We start from the raw sequence: 17292 nt of genomic DNA on the forward strand, positions 1-17292 counted from the left end.
AAATGCTTGGAACTTATCTTACGAGGATGAATAATTTATGGCTTTTTGTTCATTCATTCCTTATGTTCCAGTGTGGAAAGCAACAAATCAAAGGAGGATTTTGAAAATCAGAGGGTAAGTTTTTGCTCTTTTTATAGTTTTAGACTATCTTTGTAGAACATTGAAAAATGAATGAACAAAATGATTGATAGCCTATTATTGAATAATTTCACCAGTTTCGTTGAGAACTCCTTTCAATTCGGAAAAGGCGTGAACGTCCTTATTGGTAAAAACGGAACGGGCAAAACACATATATTGAAAAGTTTGGCTGCAAGTTTGCAGGCAAGGCATGACTTTTTGTCTAAGCAATCAGCCTCGAAAGAACAATTCGAGTACATAATCGCAGAGGATTTAGTGGCTTATTTCAAACCGGATACTTTAGGAAATCTGGTCTATAAAAACGCTGCATCCGGAAGGGCAAGTGTAAACGTTGCTATCGAGGGCAAGAGCTTGGCTTATAGTTTTGCCACCTCTTCAAAAACGACTGTCAAACTGGATGTGGATAATAAATGGGAAGAAAAGCAATTTATTTATATACCGCCTCGTGAGATGTTTTCTCTATTTGAAGGATTTATCGGATTAACCAATAAAAGAGAGATATCTTTTGACCAAACGTATATCAAGTTGGCCCATTCGCTGTCTCTTCCCGTACTAAAGGATAACAAAGAAAATCCGCTGAATCCCGCTGTTGAGCTATTGGAAAAAGAATTGGGATTTAAGGTACTGCAAATGAACGGACGTTTTTATATACAAACGGAAGGCAGAAATATGGAAGCCCATCTGGTGGCAGAGGGATTGCGCAAGCTGGCATCCATATTGTATCTTATCTTAAACGGAGAAATAAATGAAAAGACAATCTTGTTCTGGGATGAACCGGAGTCTAACCTGAATCCGGCCCTGATAAAGATTGTCGCAAAATTTATCCTGACTCTTGAACAGTGCGGTTTACAGATTTTTATTGCTACACATGACTATCTGTTGACACATACACTGTCTTTACATTCGGAATATAAGGAGCATACGAAGGCCTTCGTAAAATTCTTCAGTTTGAATAAAGAGGAGGGAAAAATCGTCGTGGAAGAAGGTGATACTTTAGCTGAAATAACTAATAATCCTATCTTGGAGGAATATGCCGCTTATTATGATTTAGAGCAAACATTCATCAATGACTATGAGTAAATTTCAGGAAAGCAATCTAAATTTTGATTTTAAAGGAGCGGGATGGAGTGTCGTAAAATACGATGAACATGTGGCTCATGGAAAGATTAGTAATGTTGTCAAGCCAACTAAGGCCGTTGATTTCCTGGGAATCTACAAGGACAAGAAATTGTATTTTGTAGAGGTGAAAAATTACAGGGGACATACCAGTGATCCTGAAACTAAAGAAGTCCTGAAAGCCGGAGGGGAGGAGCTTATGCGAAGGATAGCCGTTAAGGTCAGGGATACCATCGCAGGGGCAACGAATGCGGCCCGTTTTTCTACGAACGAAAAGGACTTTTTCACCCGAATCAATGAGATATTGCTCAATGATGCGGAGAAAGTCGTTGTTATAGCATGGATAGAGTTCGATGAAATGAATGAGAATGAGCGAAAAACTAAAATGAGTGTCTGGCAACAGAAATTAAAACATAAACTGTCCTGGCTGCATGCGGCAAAGATTTCAATTAATTCTGTCGATACAGCAAACGGGATTCTACCGGAAACAGATATTACCTTTGCCTAAGGTGGTTCTGTATTCGTGAATTGGAAATAAACTTGTATTCATAAGTGACTCATAAAAATGCGCCACGGTTCCGGTAGGGATCGTGGCGCTATCAGTTAAGAACAGTCATTCTTATTTTTCAAGCCCGTCCTCGGAAGATGCCCGCTTATGGCCGGTACCGGAATCTTCTTCGAAGGATTTGCGGATGAACTCATGCACGTCGGATGACTTGTAATAGACTTTCCCCGAGATCTTGGAAAAAGGCAATTTACCGCTCGAACGGTAATACTGGAGTGAACGTATGCTGATCTTTAGAAGCAGGCAAACGTCCTGATTGTCCATCAGGACGTCTCCGTCCAGGCAATTCTTTAACTTCTCCTTCCTTTCCAATCTGGAATTAATCTGATCGAAACGATCCATAATCCGTTCCATCCAGGCGATGAACTCTTCACGTGTTAAACTGTATATCATACTCTTTGGCGATTTCTTTATTGATGATTGATTATAAAATAGGTACTATTGGAGGGATCACGGATGATGACCTCTTTTTCACGCATATATTTGATATAACTCTTTGCGGTGCGCTCTTTTACGTCCATTATGGACTGGATCTGTTCGCAAAGGTCGATATAGGTAATGAATTGCTGGTGGGTGAAGATTTCAGCGGCGACGTTCTGCAACTCTTTCTCTTTGCGCTTCTCCTTCTCTTCCCGGGGCTTTTCCCCGTGATAGACGTGCATGGCACGTTCCTTGTCCCAGGCGAACTGCATTAACGGTACATCGAGCGGGCTACCGTCACGGACTTTGAGCGCCTTGACAACGGAGATGCCCGGATCGGTGGTATCTTTCTCAATACTAAGAATGGCGGCTGCCTTGCGCTGAAGCTCGGAGCCCAGATGTCCGCGCAATTTCAACCCGTTCGGAATAAAATGCAGTACGGTGATAATGCAGGTCTTGTAAATACCCGCCAGCCGGTACAGTTCGTCTATCACGGCAACACTCTCGGCCTCGTCATTGGCACTCTTTACAAGATCTGCGATGCCGTCGATAACTACTACCTGGATGCCACCATACTGGTAATAAAACTTGTCCATGCTCTGGACGATGGCCTGTAAGCGCTCTTTGCGGGACATTCCAGTCAAACAGAACGCACGAAGCTCGTCCGGCTTGTCTTTCAAATCGGCTCTTTTGAGGAGTTTGGAAACGTTCTTGAAAAGTTGGACCTCGGACTGTTCGGTATCGTAAAGGAGAACGACTTTGTTCTCCGTATTCTCCGCGACGTCAACTCCGAGAGTATCTACCGAGGCATTTTCGGGACGGATCGAACCGGCGATCAGGGCCGCAACATAGTTGCTCTTTCCTGTTCCTTCGCCACCGGTGATACAAAGCAAATTGCCTTCGGTCCCGAGTGGAACTTCCCCGGCAGATACAATCATCCGGGCGATAGGAGGGGGATTGCGGAAATCTATTTCACATGATTTGAGTGCTGACATAGTTGAATTATATAAGATGTCAAGATGTTTAAGAAACAATTGCAGCAGGTCAGAACGGGTATGACCCAGTGAGAAATAATCGGTGGTATCCTTCTGTTCTTTTGTTCCGGGAAGCGGCAGGATGATACGCCTGACTCCGTACCCCGAGAGGCGTGTCTCCTGGGTGACGGAATTTTCCATTCCGGCCTTGTCCACATCGTAAAGTAACATGATGTGCTTAAACCTGAAAGAAAGACGGTGAATGATGTCTTCATCAATGTTACATGACTCTGAATTGAAGCAGATAGCGGAGAAACCATGTGCGGCCAGGGTGAGCACGTCTTTCTCTCCGGCGGCAATGAATAACAGATCACCTTTTGCGGGAAGTTGTTCAAGCCCGAAGACGTAATTCTCGCACAGCTCTCCACTATGGCCATACAGGAAACGTAGTTTGGAGAACGGCCGGTAAACCTTTATGCAAGTCTTGTGCTGATAGCCGAACATAGGTTCGGCCGCTGATGACTGCAAATGGAAAGGCTGGCCGTCCTTGTTCTCGCTCTTGTAATCTCTGAGAGAAATGACAGAGTATTGCCGCAAGACGTGCGGGCCAATCCCCGATCTGGCCCAATACTGCAATTCGGGATCTGTCATGGACTGTTGGGTAAAACTGTAGGGACGGGGCTTGGATGACTTCTTTTCCTGAAGGGCTTCGGGCGGCCCTTTCGGTACCAAAAGCCAGGTACTTCCGGTATCGGAGGTTCCTTTAGAGGCGGTATCCGTGCTGATATTCAAATTCATTTCACGGTTAATGGCCTGAAGTACGGTAACAAAATCCGAAGCATTGTTATTATCCAGTCCTTTAAGAGAGGCTACGAGAAAGAAACAGTCACCGCTGTAAGAGGGGTTACCAAAATCTTTCATGTAATATGTACCTGTCTTCCGATTGAAGTAAACATTGCAGGAGGCCTTGCTATCCTTGTACAACGGATTGAGAAAGTTACGGCCGATACGCAAACTCCCGGATATGTAATGACGAAATACGTCCAGTCCGTTATTTGTCCTTTTTAGTATTTCTTCTTTTTCCAGCATGGGTCATTCGACTGTTGGTTACTAAATCTTTGAGGTACTCACTATTGGATTTGATCAGTTTCTCTTCCAACATGCGGCGGATTTCGCCGACTTTGTAATAGTGCTTGCCGCGAATGGTGGAATAGTTGACTTCCCCCGATGCCCTGAGTCGTTGAAGCGTGCGCAGACTGACGTGCAGGTAAAGACTGACGTCATTGTTATCCACCCACATCTCATTTTCTTTTTCTACATCATTTTCCCGGCTGAGAATGTAATCCGAAATCAAACCGATCCGTCCGGCGAGCTCTTGCCAAGCTTTGCTCTCGATAGTTATTACTTCCATTTTTTTAAGTAGTATCAAATGATTAATAGTTACTATATTTTAATTCCGGAGGCAAAGGTGGGGTATTGAAATATATATCTTTTATACGTTGCATGCAATGTATAGAAGATTTATTTTTGAAGAGAAGAAGTAAATGATGTATTGTATATTTCTTATAATCAGTATGTTAAAATAAAGAGCGTTATCGTAAAATGTCATACGAACCGGTAAAGAACCGGTCGTTTTGAGTAAAAGCGATTGTATGTAATGTATAGCCAACGTACATAAAAAAGAATGAGGAATAAAAGAAGGCTGATACATGCCAGGAAGTACTCCGAAGTTTATTTCAAGACTGTATCCGGCGATAAAAGGTTTCGAGTACCCCCGAAGGATGCGCTGTCGAGGAAGACAGTTTCCACTTAGAATAAGGAACGTTATCAAACAATCCAGAAGCCTTGCTTTCACTGCCAAGTACGATGGGGAGTGTGATAAGGTGTATTTCGTCGAGCAGTTTGTTTTTTAACAGGAAAGAAATAATACCGGTTCCTATACCGGAAGTAATAACGAATATGCAACCGGAAGAATTTTCATGTTTTAATTTGTGTAAAGTCCGTACGGGATTTTCAGTAATGAATATGACCGGAGCTTCGGGAGTGACATTCATATCGGAAGAGGAGATGACATACGTTTGGATCTCAGTGACCGGCCAACCGGCATTCCGCTGGAAAATTTCGGCATAGTCCTCACCTGAAATGATAAGCGGCCCTTCTCCTTGCAGCAGGTGGGATTTGAGGTTGAAGTTCCTGAGGTACATAATATTGTCGGGAGCAGGATATACCGGATATCCGTCCAGACTGGAGAACGTAAGAAGTCGGATTGTTTTCATGATCGTAGTAATTTTAAGTAAATAGTCCTTCCCTTTGAAAATGATATAAAGCAAAAAAGCGTGGAACTTACGCTGCACATATAGAGGTACTGGCATACCCAATGATATACAGGCAAATCCACGCTATACGATGTATAGCACAGACGTACGCTGAATATCTTATCATTATTGAAAGCGCCAGTTTTCTATATGAGATCTTCTGCAAACGTTATGTTATATATTTAGACAAGGAGGGAGCATTCGTCAGCCTCCATCTATGTTCTTTCTCCTTATTTTGACGTAAAGGTATGGATTAATGATGAATAATCAAAGTGCCGGACGAATTTCATTGCTTTCAGTCTTCATCTCTTTGCATATATTCCTTCAATCGTCGGACAAGGCTGTCAAGAAATGCGGTCGGATTACCTTTTTTGTTTTTGAGTGCGATGAAGGAGTGGTAAAAATCTCCGAGATCGACATTGAACACAGTGGAAAATAATGCGGCCAACTCTTTTATTTCCGTCCTGCCATTGTTGATACAACCGACCACATGGAGCGCATAGATCAATTGTACCAATGCGGCAATACTTTCCGTCCATTGGTATTTTGCTCCGAGCAACCGATTGATCTCTTCCTGTGCATTATGGGTGGTGCTGCGACTCTTCAACCGATTGCAGAGGAAGGTGAAGAGTTTCTCGTTGGCAAGCAGACAGGCGATCTTGTAATCGTAGAAAGTAGAGAAGCTGATATCATAATCGAAGAAGAATGATTCGGTATAGATATTCACATCGGATTGTCCACGAAGGAAATAGTAGGTGTCGCAATGCGTCGCACCGGAGCGATAGTACTGGTAGAAAATGGCATCTTTCTCAAATGCTTCTTTTAGCGGTTGAAGCTGGCTGAGATAATAATCCCTACGGATTTCTTCATTGAACGAAGGAGCATTGGTTTCGATCCAGTAGATTTTGTTGAAGTAAATGAGCCAGCTCAACATGGCGGGTTTCTTACACTTGAAAAAATCTATTTCTTCCATTTCATTTTCAAAGGTATAAGTGAAGAGGAATTGTTTAAGCTGAGTGAGCTCTTCTTTAAGGAAGGTAATCATGGTTCGTGAATCATGAATAAGATTGTCCCGGTTCAGGTCAAATTCGGAGATTTGCTTAGTGACGCGCTGCATTGCGGAAGAATAGTAAGCAATTAGTTTATTATCCATCAAAATCGAATTTATGTTAACAAAAAGATTTTTGTTCAGATATTATGAGACTTGTTTTTTCGTTTTTTTGCGAATGCCCAATTATAAATTTAATATTATTTTCCGTAAGAATACACTATGCGTTATACCGTTGCCGGGTGCGATATCGATCGGTTATTAGCTGCATGCAGCTAAATGAGATAAAATGGAAATCATTTTATCCCTATCATGTAGATGGAATTTTAAACGGGATAAATTGTTATAGCTGAATCGATTGGTTATGTAAATATGTTGAGAAACATATATTTATCATGTGTTAAAATGTAAGTAGAAGCTATACATATATCTGATGTTATACCTAATATTATTATTCGGAAAATGATAAAGAGGGGTAACAAAACTAGAATCACTTAATCCTAACAGATATATCTTGTAATGTCCACCCCTCCGCTTTTACAAAGTATAAATAGTTATTGTTTACGAAAATTAAGAAAAGGGAATCTGAGAGTAGCTCATTCTTTTCTAAAGTCTTTGAATAGTAAATTGGATATAAAGTTCATTATTCTTCTTATATTCTCTTTAATGTCCTTGTTATTGGTTTTATTAAAGTTGTGTGTCCAAGAACTGTAGGATTTCATAAGTAGGCCTGCGATAGTTTGCCGAGTATTGTCTATTGATACCCCTTTATTTAATTTAGTAAAATGTACTCCCCAGTACATATAAATATTCTCATCTTTCTGTCCTTTTGTATGAGATAGCGATTTTTGTAATGCGTCAAGAACTGTAGTTTGAAATAAGTTGTCATAAAATGTTTCAGCTACATTTTTAGCAACTTCATTATTTACAGCCCATATTGTACCAACATATCCTCTTATACCTGCGGCTAAGAATGATTCGGATATATATTGCCATGACCAACATGTATTATTAAATATTAATGGAAGAACATGTGCCCCTGCAATCATATTAAACATTCCCAGATAATTAAAATGAGCACATTTAATACCTGCTGATTTTGAAATATTCTTTTTTGCCTTCCCTTTACTCTTTTTTGCCATTATTGCATTTATCATATCAATAAAAACATGATGGGGATAGTTTTGCTCGTAAAGCTCTTTACTTTTCCAAATGAATCCATCGAACGTTCTCCAGATATGTGCGACCAATACTTCTTGTAATTCTTCTCCTTCATGTAAAATTAAGCTGAATACCTCGTCATATTCAACAATATGAGTGTTTCCGTCTCTGTCAATAGATCCTTTATATTCGTCATACTCGGTATTATACTCGTTTAGGTCTGCGTTATAATCATCAGTATTCTCGTAATCTTCGGGAAGGGGTTGAACCGGTGCTATCGGATATTGAGGAAGATAATCGGTTGGTGTAACCGTATATCCTTCTGTTTCCAACTGGTTTACTGCTTCCTCGTTGAATTGATAGTGTTGCCGACAGATTTGCAAATGAGGATTTGAACCTGTAATCGCCTTTGCCCGATCTACTAAAAAACGTGTATTTTTAATTTTAAGACAAGCAAGGTTTGAACAGCTTCCGCACTCTCCCTCGATAGGGAAAAGGGATTGGTTATTGGTATTGCTGGAACATCTATAACAGTCTGTCTTATCAAAATTGTAGCTATCCAATTTGCATGTCAAAACATTTTTTAGACGGGTGATAATTTCCTTTGTCGGAAATCCTCTCCAACTTTGCATACTGTTTTCTTCTTTATAGTGATCGTTATATGTATTTTCCTGCTGAACCTCTGTGTATTTAGCCAGTTCAAAAGCAGTGCCGATATTTAAAACTTCATTCTCTAATAATTCCTTAAACTCTATTATCAAACTATTGAGTTTCAGTCGGATGCGGATATAAGCCTCGTTTTTTCCCAATTGGGTACATAAAGAAGCTATATCATATCTACCGGTCGCCAAGAGCTTCTGATAAAAGTCCGCTTCTTCAAGTGGGGTGATATCCTGCCTTTTCACATTTTCAACCCAGGCGATCTCCATTGCTTCTTCATCGCTGATTTCCCGGACAACGGCAGGAATGGCATTTAATCCGGCTAAAAATGCAGCCTTATATCGTCTCTCTCCAAAAATGATCTCATAACCACTATCGGCGGAAGGACGAAGCAGAATAGCTTGTAAAACTCCATTCCTTTTTATGCTGTCGGCAAGTTCCATCAGTTCGTTTTCTGAAAATCTTTTTCGGTGATTTATAAAGTTACTTGTCTGAATATCTGATAAGTTGATTTGCTGAATGATATTTGTTGTTTCCATGTTATTTATTATTTTCTTATTACACTTTCTTCTATCTGTTCTCCGTCTCTGTATAGCTGTATCTTCCCGAATGTGAATCCCATAGACTCAATAGCCACATACTTAATATAGTCATGGTATTCGTTACCCTGGAAGTTCTTTCCTGTAAGGTTGTTGAATATAACAGGGATAGAGACTGCATCCGTGCTATGAAGAATGGTTATACCATTTTGTTTGATTTCTTCTAACATATCAAAAGTTTTATTAGACAGATTGCTCTGCCTATTTGGTTATTACTGGATTTGGTGGATTGTTATTCGGCTTTTATTTCTTTCCAAAGACCACCTTCTTTGAAATCTGCGTCATAGTAGTAGGCCGTTATTGTTTTAGGCTTCCTCCGACCGGCAAATACTTCTGTTTGTAACACTTTGTACCCTTTGTTGGTAGGTTCGACAATCTCACAGGTCAAGTTCTGCAAATGCGTGTGTCTGAATGTTCTTTTTTCCATATCTTTTTGTTTATATCGTTTATCGCTCTCCCCCAACCATTAAAATTTCCTCTTGGAAATCGGTTGAGAAGAACATTGGCAATCAGAAGGTCATCTCCGGTAACAAGAGCGACTATTTTTCATAAAATACTAGCACCCCAAAGGGGAGGTCTGGAGATTTTATGAAAAATAGTTGAGCGGTTACAGGGGATGAAATACCTTCGACAATGTTTTATCAACCGATTTCTGTGGGAATTTTGTAATTAGATCCAACTATAGAAATATTCCATTGTGAAAGGGAGGTAAATATGAGAAGCAATATAAAAATGTATGTTTGAATAACCTGGTATAAAAATTCTAAATATAAGATTTATACTCAATAAGGCAGCCACTAACCATTTGTACGCTTGAAATTTTAAATTCATACAGATTGTAGTATTAGCAAAGGTCTCCATTTTCGCAATGATCTGGCAAATAGCTGGTTTGATTATGGAGCAATCATCAAGTTTATCCGTTACTGGCATATACCATGCGATTATCTGGGAATGATAAAAATCGGTGAGAATGGTTGTATAAAGTGTCGTTTTGAGGGAAATGACTACGACAATAGGAAAAATATTTGAGGAAGCAACCAATGGATTTTTGTAGCTCTAGATCACCGAAAGAATATGGGGAGTGATTTGAGGTGTTGTCATAGCTATAGCAAATCTATTTGCCCTAACTGATGAAGATATTTTGATGAACTCTCTCATGTGTGTGATATTTGAAGATTAAAACTTGATAGTTCAACTTTCTAAACTTGAATAACTTAAATAAAATTCAAACTTTTCCATAAAACTATCTGATAAATAGTGATACTATTTTTGCCAGTTCTGATTTTATTTATTATTTGTAAAACTATTATTAACAAGAAGTATATAATATGGAATTACATCATTTGAGAGCCAACTATCCCCCTCCTTCTTTCCTTTGAGATTTTATAAAAGAAAAGTTGGGAATGGAAAATAAAGACTAATTTTCCCTTGAATAATGACATTTTCAAGAAAATGGCTATAAAATTCATATGACAATAATAATTTTTTAAGTAAAAAGATGAAAAACAAAAAAAAAAATCTATTTTTGGGAGAAGTAAGATTATGTACAACATAAAAGTAGATTTGATAAAATAAAAAACATAAATATAACAGATGTAAGAACAGAGAGTATTACTAAATAATAAAAAGGATAAACTTAAGTAACGATATGAAATACACAACTATAACAGGTCTGAAAAAGACTATTCCAATTGCATTATCATTGCAATCCGTATTCAAGACCAATGATACATCTTTAAAAATACATGCCAATCAGGAAAACACCGAGTTTCTGATCAATATAACAACCACTGTAATAGGTGATGCTGAAAATACTCGGTTCCTACATCTCTACAACTGGATAAATCAAAATAATTACCATGGTAGCCACATCTATATAATACTGCCCCAAAACTTTGAAAGATTCATATCTACCTTTATATCCACCCTCTATTTGTTTAATCAAGGCTTACAGTGTAATTTTGTAATCCTTGGTCATGCATATAACGGTTCGGCATTTGAATTTCTTCACCTCTCCACCTCTGGACTACTTTCGCAAGAGAACCTTGATTTTTTTACTTATTGCAGTTATCTGGATGATGATATCAAGCAATATGGCAAAGACAATACCTCTACCGTAAAAAAAGCAGAAATCTCTGAAAAGTACCTGCCGTTAGTAGTAATAAACAAAGAAAATTTTGATTACTATTTTAAAAAGACAACAAAAGAATTACTCAGCTATAACAATAATATTTATAGGATTGGAAAATGTACATACAAACAATTCTATAAAAAACATATAGAGAAGTTAGAGATAAAACATGAAAGCAGAGAGCTTTACCTCATAACACACTTTTATAAGCTGCTCGACAATATACACTGCCTGTATGACAGCAGCAAATACAAATCCGATAATTACCACCATACACCTTATTTTACCTATATTCAAAAAAGCATCTTGAACGATATACAGAGCAGGCCTGTTTATTTTTCGCTTATACTCTTACCCCTACTCAACGCTGAATTTGTCAGGGAAAACTATATAAAAATACATCAAGCAAATAATCCGGAGGCATCAGATAAAACCCAAAATAAGACTCTGATAGCCGAAGAGAAGAACTTTGAAAAATACGTCACATTCTTAAAGGAACAATTCAACACTGTCGATGAGATATATAAAGGTATATACGAACTCGCCAAGAATATTGTAGATCATACCCAGTACCAAAGCGGGATAATTACGGTCAAAACTCTGTCTCAGGAATCATTATCACATATTAAGAACGAATCGGAAAATGCTGGATTATGGGATAATTACAAGAGTAAGACACAAAACCTTCAATTTGCAGAAAAAGAAAAGCGATACCTTGACATATCAGTCATTGACAGAGGTGAAAAAGGGATACTTGAAACTTCACTCGAAAATATGCTTCGGTCAGAGTGGAGAACAGATATAATAACAGAGGAGATCAGGAAAAAAGACTTCGAAACCATATCGAAAAAACTACAGCAATGCAATAACAATAAAGAGGCAGAAACAAAGTTGCTATTCGATATGTACTATAATACTAGTATTGAGCCCATGCTCGAAAGACAAAAACATGCTGCGCAAAATAGCCGTGGACTCTCCATCTTTACCCGCTTTGTTACAAACGGAGACGGTATTTTCAGTTTACAGACAAGCTCTGCCCTCAAAGTCTCTCAAACTATCAGCTTTGCATACCCCGACCCCGAAAACTGTACGGAACCAACAATAAAAAACTCACAAAATCCTTTTGGGACAGCCTATAACGTGATACTTCCGATAAAAAAATATAACGAAAAGCCAATGGTACAACTCCAGAATAGATCCAGGAGCGAGCCCGAAAAAGCCATCGACAAAACAACACTCGAGTCCTTATTGCCACTAAAGTTATTACCACTGCCCGATAAACAAAAATACAAGCTGGCAGAACTTAGTGACAGGGAGATATACTCTATACAAAATACGTGGAAAACCATCACAGAAACCACACGGATGATTGTTATATATCTCGACGGTAGCGAAGACCTCAGTTCCGTATCACGGGCAATCAACCAACCACTGCCAGGAATAGAAATTATCGTATTAGGTAATGCCTCAAAATGGCTTGCAAAAGAATTACTTAATGATTTTAGGCGGAAACCTTCTATAATAGACATCGTTATACTTACTGACGAAGCCGAGTTTGCGCTCCTTTCAGGAAGCAGCCAAGAAAACTGCATACAGATAAATTATAGTCTTAAAGAAAAGGGAACACCTTTTAGTTTTGTAGAAGACTTCTGTCTTCCTTACTGGCAAGAAACAACAAGCGCCACCGATGCCAATACACCGAACTATAGTGAAAAATTCTTTGAACAAATACACACTCTAGTACCCTACACAGAGGGAGGAATTACCCTGTTCGAAAAACGGGTAACGGACGAGCTCAATGATTCTATTGACGATAATGATGAGAACAAGCGCGGATACAACTGGCACGAAACGCACCTCAAAATCAGTTCAAAACTCCATCTTGACGATTTTATTTATGGCAAAAAAATGTTTCAACAAAGCAGAAATGCATCCGTTTTTGCCTTCCTCCTGGCAAGAGACATTCTCAGACAGCTAAATAAAAAAATCAACCAGCCGCAAGAATGTGAAGAAAACGACTATTACACACTTATTGGCTACGGACGGTACTCAGAGTTGCTCGTCAGTCGCGCGAGTGGTTTTATACAGTTCTTTATAGAACAATATCCGCACCTTAAGGGCAAGATAGAAATAGAAAATGTTATTGTAGAAGATACCATCAACATATCATTCTCCGACTATATACATAATTTTCAGACAAGAAAAGACAAGAAGACCCGAGAAAATCTTATAATTGTTGTGCCCATTTCATCTACGCTTACCACCTGTCTGAGAATAGAAAATGCATTTTATGAAATTGTGTCAGAAAATAAAATAAAAGAGATTGAAAACTCAAATAAAAAAGAGCAAGAGATAATAGAAGAAAAAGCAAAATATCACAAAGACCGCTTTACATTCCTCAGCCCTTTCTACACCATTGTAGTAGTAGGTGATGGTAACGGCACAGAAGGTAATGATAATGATAAACCCTTTGATATACAGGATATAGAAAAGCATTTTCTCAACAAAGAAAATAATAAAGGAGATGAAGACTCAGGAATGGATTTCAGTGCAATAGACAAATGCTGGAAAAAATTTGATACAACTGAGAAGATTATAACAACAAGAAATAGAAAAGAAAACGAAGAACGTCGGAATCACTTTACACTCTATATAAAGTCCAAGTGGCGGCAGCCCGGAAACTGCAAGCATTGCTTTCCGGCAGATCCCGTACAAGAACGTCCGCTGTTCGTTACTGATAAAGTTTCCGTTACCCCGTCTCTTATTTTTAGCGCCCCCCAATGGTATCAGCCCAATAAGCTCTCCTATAAGCCCTATTTTCTTCTCGATAAAGATGGCGATGCTACCAAAGCGCCTACTAAGTCTGCAATCATTAGTAATGTACATTGGGTACACTATAGCGGAGACAATAAGCATTATAATTACTATCTCCATTATTTTGATTTCATCAATAAGAATAAAAGCCGCATAGAAACATGGGCAAGAGAAGATATTAAAAAAGAAGTTGAGAAAACATTTTCTCAAGCCAATATCCTAATTATAGCTCCCGATAAAGGCGAAAATGGAGGATTTATTAACCTAATCAATCGAGAAATTTTCGGAGACAAGGCAGAGGTACTACGCTTCGACAAAAACAGCGACCATTACCTCAATTTTGATAAATTCTTCAAAAGTACCATTGCGAAAGCAGATAGGATATACTTTGTAGATAACTCCATGCTAAGCGGTAAGCAATTCTTATCGCTTGACAGCATTATAAAAGATGCTCAGAATAAATCAGAAACTCCAGACAGGAAAAAGCGTATCAACGGAGTATTCTGCATGATTAACCGTATGGACTTTAACAGTCATCATACTATTGTGGAATGCCTTGCAAAAAACAATGATGGAGAAAACGTCGAAAGTATTTACTCATTTGTGGACTTCAAGGTGTCTGAAAGTATTATAATACCATGCCCTTTGTGCGAAGAAAAGAAGAAATATGAAGCACTGATAGACCGGGTATCATTAGATTGCATCAAACAGTACTTTGCATTAAAAGAGTTACCATACTATCATACCGTTAAAAAAGATAATTTAACGGAAGAAGACTTGCACTATAAGAAAAAAAAATACCGCAGTACAACACTAAAAACCGTACTTATTAACTTTCTGAACGAGGGATTCGCCCAGTATGAAGATAATTATGCAAAAGCACAGGCTGAAAAAAAAACCGTTGGTGAAATGGAAATACCGACGCTCATAGCTACAGGTAACATACAAAGTCCATTCGTAGCATACGATGAGAGTAAATCCGAAGCACAATCCATAAGTCGGCTGTACGAAAAGGAAATGCCCGATAAAAATAATGAAGACAAATATCTCAATTTTAATGCTTTCACTAATGCATTACGCCAATATATTGTAGAAAATAAACAGCTAAATCTAAAAAAGAAAGAGACACAGGAACTTTATTCAGAAAAAGTAGTAAATGACTTTAAATTTAAAGCAAACCTTATAAAGGTACTCTCTGAACAGTCTTTTAAAAAACATCGAGGAGTATTAATCTCAGTATTCTATTGGATACTCAACGACTTAATTGCTGCCACAAAAGCAATATTATCACTAGAAGACGAAGTAGAAGATAAAAATCGTAGTCATACAGATTTCCGCATATTACAAAAAGCAGAAAACCCGGATAAACTGGAGACAGCAAAGGAGATAGACACCTATATCGATACCGTAAACTACCTGCGAGTGCTTGTAAAATACGCAAGTTCTCTAAATATAGCTTATTTGTTGCATAAAGATTTCCTTGAAGCTATCAATAAACTCGTTATAGCCTTTAGAGAAATAAATCTTGAAAAAATAGAAGAAAAAACAAAACCCAGCAATCAGTTAGGCCTTGTATTTGACATTGATACTTCACATTCCGAAGAACAAACCCATAACAAAACGCTATACAATAAATTTAAGTTCAAGATGCGCTATTCGTTTGAAAATTTTAAAATATTTTGTGCAGCTCATATTATACGTTCCCTCCACAATAATGAACAACGCAGTATCCAATTGGAGAAAAATCTCAGGGAAGTATTCAGTAAAGCAAAAAACCAAGATACCTCATTCCTCGAATTAGTAATTCTCGAGAATACAAATATTATACACCAAACAATTAAAAATTATAAAGAAGAAGAAACCTATTCGACAATTCGGGACAAGGGAAAAAACGTCATTACTGAAAATGACGAAAGATCCTTTGACTTTATCGACTTTGCAGGAAGACACGAAATACAAAGACTTCAGAAAGTATATGATCTCAGAAAAAAATTAGAAAAAAAAATTAAAGAACAGGGAAATAAAAATAAATCAGAAGAAAAGAATCCTTTTCAGGAAGATGAACTTGTGGAAGACTTGTCCCAAATAGTTGGCACTACCATAGGTACAGAAAAAGAAAAATGGGGCGGAGCATTCCTCTTATATAAATACCAAGACTTAGATTCGATTCTAGAAAAAAACAACTATATTGTAATTGGAAAAACCGGAGATGAAAGCCTTGCTAATAGTTTTGAAGATATACCATTAGATAGTTTTACTATCAAATTTTTGAACGGAAAAAACTACCTCAAAGAAAGTGATGGCGAAACGTATACATGGACTAATTATTATATAACTAAAAAAGGAAACGAGTGGGTAGGCCAGGATGAAATACCTATTAATATATCCCAATATTCCGATATAAAGCAGATAGATAAGACAAATGCAAAACAGATATTATTTATTCGCATATCAAGCTATCATAAAGAAGATGAAAAATTAGAAGGCGAAGCCGTATTCATTTTCTATGATGATCAGGAAATAAACGAGGACGAGAAATGTCCGCGTAACTTCAGTAGTATCTGTAATATAAGGTATGCACATATACTTCGTAATGAAATCAGTACTTATTTAAAAAGAAAATATGTAACTGATGCATATAAAGCATATATTGAAGAAGTAAATGAGAAAGATTATAGGGTAAGTTTAAAGCATGGGCTTAGCACTTACAGGAAATCAATAAATAAATATTTGCAAAATGTAGAAGATGATATTAACAAAAAATATCTTAAAATGGCGATATTGCATTTGACTTATAAAATAGATCTATTACAAATAAAAGAAGTTCAATGTACAGAATATAGCTTAAAGGAAATCGCAGATAAGTTTGAAAAAAAATATAAGCTAATAATCAATTTTTATAGTGACTCAACAGATGTTATTGACAACGAAGATGAAGTCGATGAACTTGTAGAATTTATCAACAATATTCCAAATCATAAATTAAATTTGAGAGTACAATTTCCCCAGGAAAACATTTTTGAAGAAATAGTTTTTGAAATAATCTATAATATAAGAAAGCATATTCTCACGGAATTCTATTCTGAAATTACAAAAGAGTCACGACTAAAAATAGTGATTGATTTCAAAACAGATAAAGAAAATCAGGATATGCCATATCTCGTGATTTCCAACAACTATAGTGAAAAAGAAGAATCATCCGACTATTTTATGCAGAAACTTAGAAAAAATAAGAACAGCGGATTAAATTTGGTTTATAATGTATTGAAAAAAGCAAAGAATGTTCACAATCTATATGTAGAGACAAAAGGTGAATGGTTCTCAGTATTTATTCCTTTAAAATTCAATTAA

Annotated in this window: 11 protein-coding genes; 3 read left to right on the forward strand and 8 right to left on the reverse strand. The window is 37.6% G+C overall.

Annotated elements, in window-relative coordinates:
• Positions 1–180: 180 nt before the first annotated feature.
• On the forward strand, positions 181–1218 hold the full coding sequence (locus tag DBK98_RS14530) for an ATP/GTP-binding protein (RefSeq protein ID WP_005805825.1): 1038 nt from the start codon (positions 181–183) through the stop codon (positions 1216–1218).
• On the forward strand, positions 1211–1762 hold the full coding sequence (locus DBK98_RS14535; RefSeq protein WP_032536077.1) for a hypothetical protein: 552 nt from the start codon (positions 1211–1213) through the stop codon (positions 1760–1762). Before DBK98_RS14530 ends, DBK98_RS14535 begins: the two co-directional genes overlap by 8 nt.
• 111 nt (positions 1763–1873) lie before the next feature.
• On the opposite strand, the gene DBK98_RS14540 is transcribed toward DBK98_RS14535, so the two are convergent.
• From DBK98_RS14540 to DBK98_RS14575, 8 genes are all read right to left on the reverse strand, one after another.
• A complete protein-coding gene (locus DBK98_RS14540; RefSeq protein WP_005805829.1) occupies positions 1874–2212 on the reverse strand; it encodes a helix-turn-helix domain-containing protein in 339 nt (112 codons plus the stop codon).
• A gap of 17 nt (positions 2213–2229) precedes the next feature.
• Complete coding sequence (locus DBK98_RS14545) at positions 2230–4302, reverse strand: bifunctional DNA primase/helicase (protein ID WP_032536063.1); 2073 nt, start codon at positions 4300–4302, stop codon at positions 2230–2232.
• Positions 4265–4624: a helix-turn-helix domain-containing protein gene (locus tag DBK98_RS14550; RefSeq protein ID WP_005805834.1), complete on the reverse strand. Its 360-nt coding sequence runs from the start codon at positions 4622–4624 to the stop codon at positions 4265–4267. The genes DBK98_RS14545 and DBK98_RS14550 overlap by 38 nt, the downstream gene beginning before the upstream one ends.
• 325 nt (positions 4625–4949) lie before the next feature.
• On the reverse strand, positions 4950–5489 hold the full coding sequence (locus DBK98_RS14555; protein ID WP_005805836.1) for a dihydrofolate reductase family protein: 540 nt from the start codon (positions 5487–5489) through the stop codon (positions 4950–4952).
• Positions 5490–5823: 334 nt separating this feature from the next.
• Complete coding sequence (locus DBK98_RS14560) at positions 5824–6681, reverse strand: RteC domain-containing protein (protein ID WP_005805838.1); 858 nt, start codon at positions 6679–6681, stop codon at positions 5824–5826.
• 491 nt (positions 6682–7172) lie between these two features.
• Positions 7173–8936, reverse strand: a complete 1764-nt coding sequence (locus DBK98_RS14565) for a ParB/RepB/Spo0J family partition protein (protein WP_005805840.1) — start codon at positions 8934–8936, stop codon at positions 7173–7175.
• Positions 8937–8944: 8 nt separating this feature from the next.
• Positions 8945–9166: a hypothetical protein gene (locus DBK98_RS14570; protein ID WP_005805842.1), complete on the reverse strand. Its 222-nt coding sequence runs from the start codon at positions 9164–9166 to the stop codon at positions 8945–8947.
• A 62-nt stretch (positions 9167–9228) separates the two neighbouring features.
• Positions 9229–9423, reverse strand: a complete 195-nt coding sequence (locus DBK98_RS14575; RefSeq protein WP_005805844.1) for a hypothetical protein — start codon at positions 9421–9423, stop codon at positions 9229–9231.
• A gap of 1221 nt (positions 9424–10644) precedes the next feature.
• Here DBK98_RS14575 and DBK98_RS14580 point away from each other — a divergent pair.
• The gene (locus tag DBK98_RS14580; protein ID WP_033572486.1) at positions 10645–17292 is read left to right on the forward strand and encodes a hypothetical protein; all 6648 of its coding nucleotides are present in this window, start codon (positions 10645–10647) and stop codon (positions 17290–17292) included.

The sequence above is a fragment of the Bacteroides sp. PHL 2737 genome (genome assembly GCF_004115325.2).
Taxonomy (GTDB): domain Bacteria; phylum Bacteroidota; class Bacteroidia; order Bacteroidales; family Bacteroidaceae; genus Bacteroides; species Bacteroides hominis.